Below are 9,186 nucleotides of genomic sequence, written 5' to 3' on the forward strand. Positions count from 1 at the left end.
GCGCGCCCCGGGCGGCGGGGGGGGGCGCGCCCCCCCCCCCCCCCCCCCCGCGGTGGTGCCGTGCCGCCCCGGGGGGCGGCGGGTGTCACTTGGCGAGCGTGGGGGTTCCGTCGGCGCCGCCGGGACCGGTGGCGGCCTCGGCGGCCTCGATCTGCTCGTCGCTCTCGCCGGCGTCGCGGCGGCGGATGTAGTCGAGGACCCGGTTGAGCTCCCTCCTGACGACGGGCGCCAGCAGGTAGAGGCCGACGATGTTGAACACCGCGGCGAGGAAGAGGAAGGAGTCGGCCAGGGAGACCAGGGAGGACAGCGACATCAGCGCACCGGTGATGACGATGAGGCTGAAGAGCACCTTGTAGACGTTCTCGCTGGTCTTGCTGCGGCCGAAGAGGTAGGTCCACGCCTTCATGCCGTAGTAGCTCCAGGTGATGATCGTGGAGAAGGCGAAGAGCAGGACCGCGACGGCCAGGACGTAGGGGAACCAGGAGATCGCGCTCTCGAAGGCGTCCGAGGTCAGCGAGACGCCGGAGGCGATCTCCTCACCGTTGGCGCTGGCCTCGCGGGCCGCCTCCCAGCTCGGGGTGCGGGCGATGACGATGGTCAGCGCGGTCATGGTGCAGACGACGACGGTGTCGATGAACGGCTCGACCATCGCGACCAGGCCCTCGGTGGCGGGGCGCTTGGTCTTCACCGCGGAGTGGGCGATGGGGGCCGAGCCGATGCCCGCCTCGTTGGAGAAGGCGGCGCGCTGGAAACCGACGATCAGGGCGCCGATGAGACCGCCGGCCACGCCCTCGGGGGCGAAGGCGCCCACGACGATGTCCGAGACGGCGTCGGGCACGGCGGCGACGTTGGTCAGTATGACGAAGAGGCAGGCGACGACGTAGATGACCGCCATCGCGGGGACCAGCCGGCTGGTGACGGCGCCGATGGAGCGCATGCCGCCGATGAGGACCAGGGCGACCAGGGCCGCGATCAGGACACCGAAGAAGAGGGCGCCGCCGGAGCTGCTGAAGAGGCTGTCGTCGCCGCCGGTGACGGACTGGAGCTGCTCCAGGCTCTGGTTGACCTGGAAGAGGTTGCCGCCGAAGAAGGTGAAGAACAGCAGGGCGATGGCGGAGCCGATGGCGAGCACCTTGCCCAGGCCGCCCAGGCCGCGCTCGGCCATGCCCTTGCGCAGGTAGTGCATCGGGCCGCCGGAGACGGTGCCGTCGGCGTGGACCTCGCGGTACTTCACGCCGAGGGTGCACTCGACGAACTTGGTCGCCATGCCGAGGAGGCCGCAGGCGATCATCCAGAAGGTGGCGCCGGGACCGCCGATGGTGACCGCGATGGCCACACCGGCGATGTTGCCGAGGCCGACGGTGCCGGAGACGGCGGAGGTGAGGGCCTGGAAGTGGTTCACCTCACCGGGTGCGTCCTTCTGGTCGTACTTGCCGCGGACCAGTCTGAGGGCCTTGGGCAGGTGGCGGACCTGGGCGAAACCGAAGTACCCGGTGAACACCAGTCCCGCGACCACCAGCCAGCCGACGATCCAGGGGAACTCGGTGTCTCCGAGCGGGATGGTGTAGAAGACGATGTCGCTGATTGTCGAGGCGACCGGATCGACGAATTCGCTGATGGATTCGTCGATCCGTGTCGTCCAGGATTCGTTTGCCATGGGTTCCCTCTGGCTGTAGCGGCTGCGGGGACGTGTGGGGGCGGATGCAACGGTGGTTGCCGGTGGCACGGCGGACGGACCGACCTCGGCGTCCGGTCACGAGCGCGGTTTCCTCCGAAGTTCTCCGGGCTGTAAGACACGGATAAAAAATCGGTTGGGTGTTCCTATCACGCTGCGCTATCGCACTGGTGTGACCTGGATCACATGCTCATATTACGGTCGTATCACACAGGGGAATTCGCGGATAAAACGGGCGGTCGAACCGCTCGCGGGAGCGTCGTATCCGATTAACGGGGAGTTTCGGTGACCCTCCGCGACAGGACGGGCCCGCAGCGACTTTTTAATGTAGGGCACAAATAAATACCCGAGATCAGCGGCCTCCCCGGGCCGCCGCCCCCCGCCTCCCACCGGCGCTCCGCGTCCGGTCCGCACGGGCCCGGCGGGGCGTCCCAGCACCTCAGGGCATCAGGGTCTCCACCAGGGACTCCTGGAGCGCCCCCAGCCACAGGTACGCCATCACCATCGGCTTGCGCGGATCGCCGTCCGGCAGCGCGTAGAGCTCGTCGCCGTCCTCGTCGTCGGTGATCTCCAGACGCGCGCCGATGGCCAGCCGCAGGTCGTTGAGCGCGCCGAGCCACTGGCGCGACTGCCCGGGGGTGAGGGTGAGCACCGCTCCCCCCTCGCCGGCCGGGGCGAGGGAGTCCAGGGTGCGCACCACGGCGAGACCGTCCTCGCGTTTGCGGGCGCGCAGGTCGTTCTCGGTGTAGCGCCGGAACTCCGCGGCCGCCTCGCGCGTCCTCTCCTCCCTCCCGGCACCGGGGCCGCCGTAGGCGTCGGGGAAGAGCCGGGCCAGCGCCGGGTCGGAGGGCGGCTCGGTGGGGCCGTCGGTCATCAGCGCGGCGAGCGGGTCCTGCCCGCCGCCGGCCCCGTCCGCGCCCGGGCCGGGCCCGATGAGCTCCAGGAGCTGGACGGCGAGGCTGCGCAGGATGGAGATCTCCACCTCGTCGAGCGCGACGGCGGCGCCTCCGGGCACTCCGGCCGCGGGCTGGAAGAGCCCGGCCATCAGCGGTCCCGCCGGAGGGTCGCCCACAGGCCGTAGCCGTGCATGGCCTGTACGTCGCGCTCCATCTCCTCGCGGGTGCCGCTGGAGACGACCGCGTGGCCCTTGTGGTGGACGTCCATCATCAGCTTCCTGGCCTTCTCCTTCGGGTAACCGAAGTAGGTCTGGAACACGTAGGTCACGTAACTCATCAGGTTCACCGGGTCGTTGTGGACGACCGTCACCCACGGGACGTCCGGCTCGGACACCACCCGGGGGGCCTCGTCCGAGGCGGGGCGGGTGATCTCGGTGGGGGCGACCGACAGCCACGCCACATGGGGGCCGCGCGGGCCGGGTACGCGGTCCGCGGCGGGCGGCCGCACGGCCGCGGCGGCGGACGGTGTCATCCGGTGCGTGTCGTCGCTCACGGTTCCCATGCTGCCACTGCGGCCGGGCGGCGGTGCAAACCGGGGTCCGGCGGGCGGCGGCACGATCTCCCGGAACCAGATATCGTCAAACTGACGACATTGGAGGTAGCATCCGTCCCATGAACACCGCAGACCTGGGCCTGCCGGTCGCCGTGCCGTCCACCGCCCTCTTCACCGACCACTACGAACTCACCATGGTCCAGGCGGCGCTGCGCGGCGGGACCGCCGACCGGCGCTCCGTCTTCGAGGTCTTCACCCGCCGCCTGCCCGAGGGCCGCCGCTACGGCGTGGTGGCGGGCACCGGGAGGGTTCTGGACGCGGTGGAGAACTTCCGCTTCGAGCCGGAGATCCTGGATTTCCTGCGCGAGCGGGGCGTGGTGGACGAGCCGACCCTGGAGTGGCTGGCCGGCTACCGCTTCCGCGGCGACATCAGCGGCTACCCGGAGGGCGAGGTCTACTTCCCCGGCTCGCCGGTCATGCGGGTGGAGGGCACCTTCGCCGAGTGCGTGCTGCTGGAGACGGTGATCCTGTCGATCCTCAACCACGACTCGGCCGTCGCCGCCGCCGCGTCCCGGATGGCCGTCGCGGCCCGGGGGCGCCCGCTGATCGAGATGGGGGCGCGCCGCACCCACGAGCTGTCGGCGGTGGCCGCGGCCCGGGCGGCGTACGTCGGCGGCTTCTCCACCACCTCCGACCTGGCCGCGGGCTTCCGCTACGGCATCCCCACCGTCGGCACCAGCGCCCATGCCTTCACCCTGCTGCACGACACCGAGCGGGACGCCTTCACCGCACAGGTGGAGTCCATGGGCAGCGGCACCACGCTCCTGGTGGACACCTACGACGTGGCCGAGGCCGTCCGCACCGCCGTGGAGGTGGCGGGCCCCGGCCTGGGCGCGGTGCGCATCGACTCCGGCGACCTGCTGCTGCTCGCCCACCGGGTGCGGCAGCAGCTCGACGAGATGGGCGCGCGGGACACCAGGATCGTCGTGACCAGCGATCTGGACGAGTACGCCATCGCCTCGCTGGCCGCCGCCCCGGTGGACGCCTACGGGGTGGGCACCCAGCTGGTCACCGGCAGCGGGCACCCCACGGCCTCGATGGTCTACAAGCTGGTGGCCCGCGCCGACTCCTCCGATCCGCTGGCGCCGCTGCGTCCGGTGGCGAAGAAGTCCATGGGCGGGAAGCTGTCGGTCAAAGGCGTGAAGTGGGCCGCCCGGCGGCCGGACGCGGACGGCGTGGCCGAGACCGAGGTGGTCGGCACCGGCGAGGTGCCCGCGCATCTGGCGGACCACCTGCTGACGGTGGACCTGGTCCGCGGCGGCGAGATCGTGGCGCGCGAGCGGCTGGAGGCGGCCCGCGAGCGGCACCTGCGGGCCCGCGACGGGCTGCCGCTGTCGGCGACGCAGCTCTCGCGCGGCGAGCCGGTCCTGCCCACCGAGTACGCCGGCGGGTGAGGCGCGGTGCGCCCACGCACTCCCGCGGCGGACGCCGAGTGTCTAAGGTCGGACACGTCCCGCCCGCGCGTTCCGCGGGTCGCGGCCGACGGCGGCCCGCGGTCGCCGCCGACCGGTCACAACAGTCCGTAAGCCCGTAACAGCCAGCCAGTCAGCCACTCCAGCCGAAAGGTGTGCACCATGCACCGGGCCCTGATCGTCGTGGACGTCCAGAACGACTTCTGCGAGGGCGGCAGCCTCGCTGTGGCGGGGGGTGCCGACGTGGCCGCGGCCATCACCGACCTCGTCGGGCAGAGCACCGCCGGATACCGCCACGTGGTGGCCACCCGTGACCACCATGTCTCTCCGGGCGGCCACTTCTCCGACCACCCCGACTTCCGCCACTCCTGGCCCGCGCACTGCGTGGCCGGGACCGAGGGGGTGGGCTTCCATCCGAACTTCACCCCGGCCGTCGCCTCCGGTTCGATCGACGCGGTCTTCGACAAGGGCGCGTACGCCGCCGCCTACAGCGGCTTCGAGGGCGAGGACGAGAACGGCGTCCCGCTCGCGGACTGGCTGCGCTCCCACGATGTGACGGAGGTGGACGTGGTGGGCATCGCCACCGACCACTGCGTGCGCGCGACCGCGCTGGACGCGGCCCGGGAGGGTTTCCGCACCCGGGTGCTGCTCGGCATGACGGCCGGGGTGGCGGCGCGGACCACCGAGCTGGCGCTGGAGGAGATGCGCGGGGCGGGCGTGGAGCTGTCGGGTGAGCCGGTGGACGGCGCCGCCTGAACCCGGCGCCGCGCCGGGAGCCGGCGTCCGCGACGGGCGTCCCCGGCTCCGCCGGGCGGCGCCCCGGCGCGCGTGGCCGTCCTTGTCCCCGGACCTCCGGCCTTCGGGACGGTGGTCCCCGGCCGCCGGGCCCCGCCGATGGCACGGCGGTGACACCAGCGGTGACACGTCGGTCAAGGAAGGCATCACGTCGGTGAGGGAAGGGGCACGAGCGGCTTCGGGACCGTCTCCGGCCGAGTTCGACGCGGCGGCGGAGGGAAACGGCGAACGGCGCGTCCGCCCGCCCTCCCGGGCGGCTGCTCCTCCGGCGGTCCGCGGTCCGCTCAGCCGGCCGCGGCGCGGCGCAGGGCGCCTATGGGCCGCCACAGGACGCTCTCCGCGTACGCCGCCCCCTCCCCGGCGGCCGGAGCACCGGTGGCGCCGTGCCGCGGGGCCGGGCGCCAGACCAGGCCGTCGGGGTGGTGCAGCACCGCGCTGATCTCGTCGGGGGTGGGCGGCTCGGTGTTGCCGCGCAGGTAGACCGCGCGCAGGCCGAGATTCCTCAGCCTGGTCAGGGCGCGGGCGCGATTGGCCGCGTGGACCAGGAAGCGGGCGCGCTGCCCGCCGTGCCCCGGCCGGGGCACGGAGAGCGCCACGACCACGCTGCCGTCCGGCAGCCTGGTCCAGCCACCACCTGCCATCTTCACCACTCCCCCGTTATACACCACGTCAACAAGGGCCTACCGCCCTCGGGCGGTAGGCGCATTCTCAGCACGATCGGCCGCCGCCCGCTAGGGGGCGGCGGCCGATCGCTTCCTGCCTTACCGCTGTGACCTGCGCAAAAGCGGTGTCACTCGGCACTGCGGGGATGCCGCACGGGTGTCACCTGGTGGAGGGTCCGACCCGGACGGTGATCGTCTTGCCGCTGAGCGGCTGGTGGACGATCGTGATGCGGGTGTTGGTGTCGGGCACCTTCACACTCGCGGTCGGGTTGGACTCGTCCCAGTACGTGCCCTTGCGGTCGTCGAAGTACGGCTTGCCCAGCTTCCAGCCGATCCTGGTGGGATCGCCGTCCTTGTGCAGGGTCATGCCGCGCGTCGGGTACCAGCTGAAGGTGGAGTCGTAGGACTGGATGCGGTTGCGCATCAGCGTCCCGTCGGACCACTTCTCGGCCTTGGGGTGGGCGTCGATCGGGAGGACCAGGCCCTCACCCGGGTGAACGCTGGTGTTGTTGTCCAGCTGCGAGGTGTCCCACAGCCAGATCAGCAGGCCCTTCTGGTACCGGTAGCGCTCGACCCAGTCCGGGCGGCTGCTCAGCCAGCCGAAGTTGTACGGGCCGGTCTTCAGCGTCTTGTCGTACGAGACGTACTGACGGTTCTCGGCGATGTAGAACTGCGGGTAGGAGTTGGTGAACGAACCGCCGATGCGGGAGAAGCCGCTCGCCGTCCACCCGTTGTCGTCGCCCTCGGCACCGTCGGTGACGATCGCCCGGCCGTCGGCGGTGATGGTGATCTCGTCGGCGGTGAAGCCCTTCTCCGCCACACCGCCGTCGGTGCGGTAGTGGAAGCGGAGGTCGATCTCCTGGCCGGCGTAGGCGTCCAGCGGGAAGGAGAGGTCCTCCCAGCCGCCGGAGAAGCCGTCGAGGGCGGGGGTGCCGGAGGCGTCCTCGCCGAGCGGCTCGCCGTCGCGGGTGCCGTCCAGGGCGGTCCAGGTGGCGCCGCCGTCGGTGGAGACCTGGGTGTAGAGGTAGTCGTAACCGGCCTCGATCTCCCACCAGCCCTTGAGGTCGAGCGACGCGGAGGAGGCCCCGGTCAGGTCGACGGTGCGGGTCAGGGAGTTGCGCAGGTCGTCACCGCTGCCGCTCCACCACTGCTTCTCGCCCGCCGCGGGCTCGACGACCTCGGTCGTGACCTCCTTCTCGGGGAGTTCCACGATCAGCGCCTGGGGGTTCTTGCCCTGGTGGGCGGAGACACCCAGCTTGTGGGTGGACCGGGTGGCGGCCTTGGCCGTCTCGTAGTCCAGCCAGCCCAGGGACAGCTTGTCCCAGGCGGTCATCTCGCCGGCCCAGTCGCCGATGGCGTCCTCGCCGTTGTTCAGCCAGGAGCCGGAGGACATCAGGCTCCAGAAACCGGTGGAGTTCTCGCCGCCGGAGGTGTCGTACAGATCCGGCAGGCCGAGGTCGTGGCCGTACTCGTGGGCGAAGACGCCCAGGCCGCCGTTCTCGGGCTGCACGGTGTAGTCGCCGACCCAGATGCCGGTGTCGCCGATCTCGGTGCCGCCGGCCTTGTTGAACTCGGGTCCGGTCCTGCCGTAGTCGGTGCCGTAGGCGTACCAGCGGTGGGCCCAGATGGCGTCCTCGCCCTGCGCGCCGCCGCCGGCCGACTCGTCCTCACCGGCGTGGACGAACTGGAAGTGGTCCAGGTAGCCGTCGGGCTCGTTGAAGTCGCCGTCGCCGTCGTGGTCGTAGCGGTCCCACACGTCGTACTCGGCGAGCTGGGCCTTGATCTCCCCGGTGGTGCGGCCGGCGGCCTTCTGGTCGGCGGTCCACTGGTTCACGCCGTCGCGGACGGCGTCCCAGACGGTGTCGCAGGTGCTCTGGCCGCAGGCGTTGTTGCCGTAACGGGCCTCGTTGTAGTCGACCTTGACCCAGTCGGAGACCATGCCGTCGACGGAGTACTTACCGGAGGACTGGGTCTCGTAGTACGTCTTGAGCGAGCCCTCGCCCTCCCCGAAGTAGATGTCCTCGAAGTGCTCCTGGCTGAAGTCCTCCTTCCACAGTGTGGTGTTGTTGTGCTCGCGGTCGGGCTCGGCGATCTGGTTGTGCAGCGGACCGGGGGTGCCGCCGAACCTGGGGTCGATCTCGTCACCGAACTCGATGAGGATGGTGAAGATCTTGTCGGTCTTGATCTGCTCCATCTCGACGTACTTGTCGTCGCCGAGCTTCATGACCTTGGAGCCGTTCTTGGTCACGGGCTTCTGACCGGAGGCGAGCCGCTCGAGGGCCGCGAGGCGCTGGGAGCGCTGCTTCTTGGTGAGCGGGCCGGGCAGGTCGTGGTCGACGTGCTTGCCGTCCTTCTCCTTGCCGTGCTTGTGCCCACCCCCGGCGTGGTCGCCGTGTTCCGCGGTGGCCGGGTCGCGGCCGTCGGGCGCGGTGCCCTCGTGGGCGTAGGCGGTGCCGGCGGTCAGCAAGGTCGCCCCTATGACGGCGACCGTCGTGGCCAGTGCGGCGGATCTGACCGTCCTCCGTTGGCTCTTCACTAGGTATTGCCCTCCCCATGCATGGCCATGGCACGTGTGTGCACACGTGTGGAGGCATTCGACACGAGCGGCGGCCGAAAAAACAGTCCTTGATTTGAGCACGCCACACAAGTACGGTGTCCGGCCAGCCCATTGAGGAGTCCGGAGACCGGACGGTAACGGGTGACGACGGTACGACCGCGACGCGGCGGCGGCGTGATTCCGTGCGCCCCCCGTGCATCGGCGCGTCGGTGACGGCGGGTCGGTCCTTGCTTGCCCGCGGCCCCGTACGGGCATTCGGCGTCGTAGAGTCGTTCGACGGACCACGTTCGCCGTCCGGCGGCCTCGCCCCCGGTCAACCACCGACCCCGGAGGACGGATTCCGTCATGCCGCGCCCGAATCCCGCACAGCTGGCCTACGGTTCGGCCACCGTCGTCCTCTCGGCTCTGGCGATGCTGCTGGTGTCGCAGACGCGTTCGGGAGCCGGAATCGCGGTCATCGCGAGTGCGGCGCTCGCGCTCGGGCTGCTCGTCGCGGTCAGGGCGCCCGTCCGGCGCCCCTCAGGGGCCTCGCGTCCGTCCCGCCCGGTGGCCGCCGGCGCGGTGCCCGCGCCGGCG

At 71.1% G+C, this 9,186-nt stretch carries 8 protein-coding genes; 3 read left to right on the forward strand and 5 right to left on the reverse strand.

The features are described 5' to 3' along the window. Positions 1–85: 85 nt before the first annotated feature. The 3 genes from AC2CJA_RS20015 to clpS all read right to left on the reverse strand — a co-directional run bounded on the left by AC2CJA_RS20015 (position 86) and on the right by clpS (position 3,022). The gene (locus AC2CJA_RS20015; protein WP_484604068.1) at positions 86–1,657 is read right to left on the reverse strand and encodes an alanine/glycine:cation symporter family protein; all 1,572 of its coding nucleotides are present in this window, start codon (positions 1,655–1,657) and stop codon (positions 86–88) included. A 457-nt stretch (positions 1,658–2,114) separates the two neighbouring features. Continuing rightward, positions 2,115–2,720 carry a DUF2017 domain-containing protein gene (locus tag AC2CJA_RS20020; protein WP_484604074.1) on the reverse strand — a complete coding sequence of 202 codons (606 nt, stop codon included), beginning with the start codon at positions 2,718–2,720 and terminating at the stop codon, positions 2,115–2,117. Beyond that, complete coding sequence (gene clpS, locus AC2CJA_RS20025) at positions 2,720–3,022, reverse strand: ATP-dependent Clp protease adapter ClpS (protein WP_484604075.1); 303 nt, start codon at positions 3,020–3,022, stop codon at positions 2,720–2,722. The genes AC2CJA_RS20020 and clpS overlap by 1 nt, the downstream gene beginning before the upstream one ends. A gap of 221 nt (positions 3,023–3,243) precedes the next feature. Between clpS and AC2CJA_RS20030 the strand changes: the two genes are divergently transcribed. Together AC2CJA_RS20030 and AC2CJA_RS20035 are read left to right on the forward strand one after the other, a co-directional pair. After that, complete coding sequence (locus tag AC2CJA_RS20030) at positions 3,244–4,578, forward strand: nicotinate phosphoribosyltransferase (RefSeq protein WP_484604069.1); 1,335 nt, start codon at positions 3,244–3,246, stop codon at positions 4,576–4,578. A 180-nt stretch (positions 4,579–4,758) separates the two neighbouring features. Further along, entirely contained in the window at positions 4,759–5,352 is a 594-nt protein-coding gene (locus tag AC2CJA_RS20035; protein ID WP_484604071.1) for an isochorismatase family protein, read from the forward strand. 323 nt (positions 5,353–5,675) lie between these two features. Here the strand turns inward: AC2CJA_RS20035 and AC2CJA_RS20040 are convergent, their stop codons facing one another. Together AC2CJA_RS20040 and AC2CJA_RS20045 are read right to left on the reverse strand one after the other, a co-directional pair. Further along, positions 5,676–6,032 carry a hypothetical protein gene (locus AC2CJA_RS20040; protein WP_484604076.1) on the reverse strand — a complete coding sequence of 119 codons (357 nt, stop codon included), beginning with the start codon at positions 6,030–6,032 and terminating at the stop codon, positions 5,676–5,678. Positions 6,033–6,213: 181 nt separating this feature from the next. Then, entirely contained in the window at positions 6,214–8,589 is a 2,376-nt protein-coding gene (locus tag AC2CJA_RS20045; RefSeq protein ID WP_484604072.1) for an immune inhibitor A domain-containing protein, read from the reverse strand. Between the two features lie 366 nt (positions 8,590–8,955). On the opposite strand from AC2CJA_RS20045, the gene AC2CJA_RS20050 reads away from it, so the two are divergent. After that, the coding region (locus AC2CJA_RS20050) for a hypothetical protein (protein WP_484604073.1) at positions 8,956–9,186 on the forward strand (231 nt) is incomplete at its 3' end.

It is taken from the genome of Streptomyces sp. ATLC9 (genome assembly GCF_057196705.1).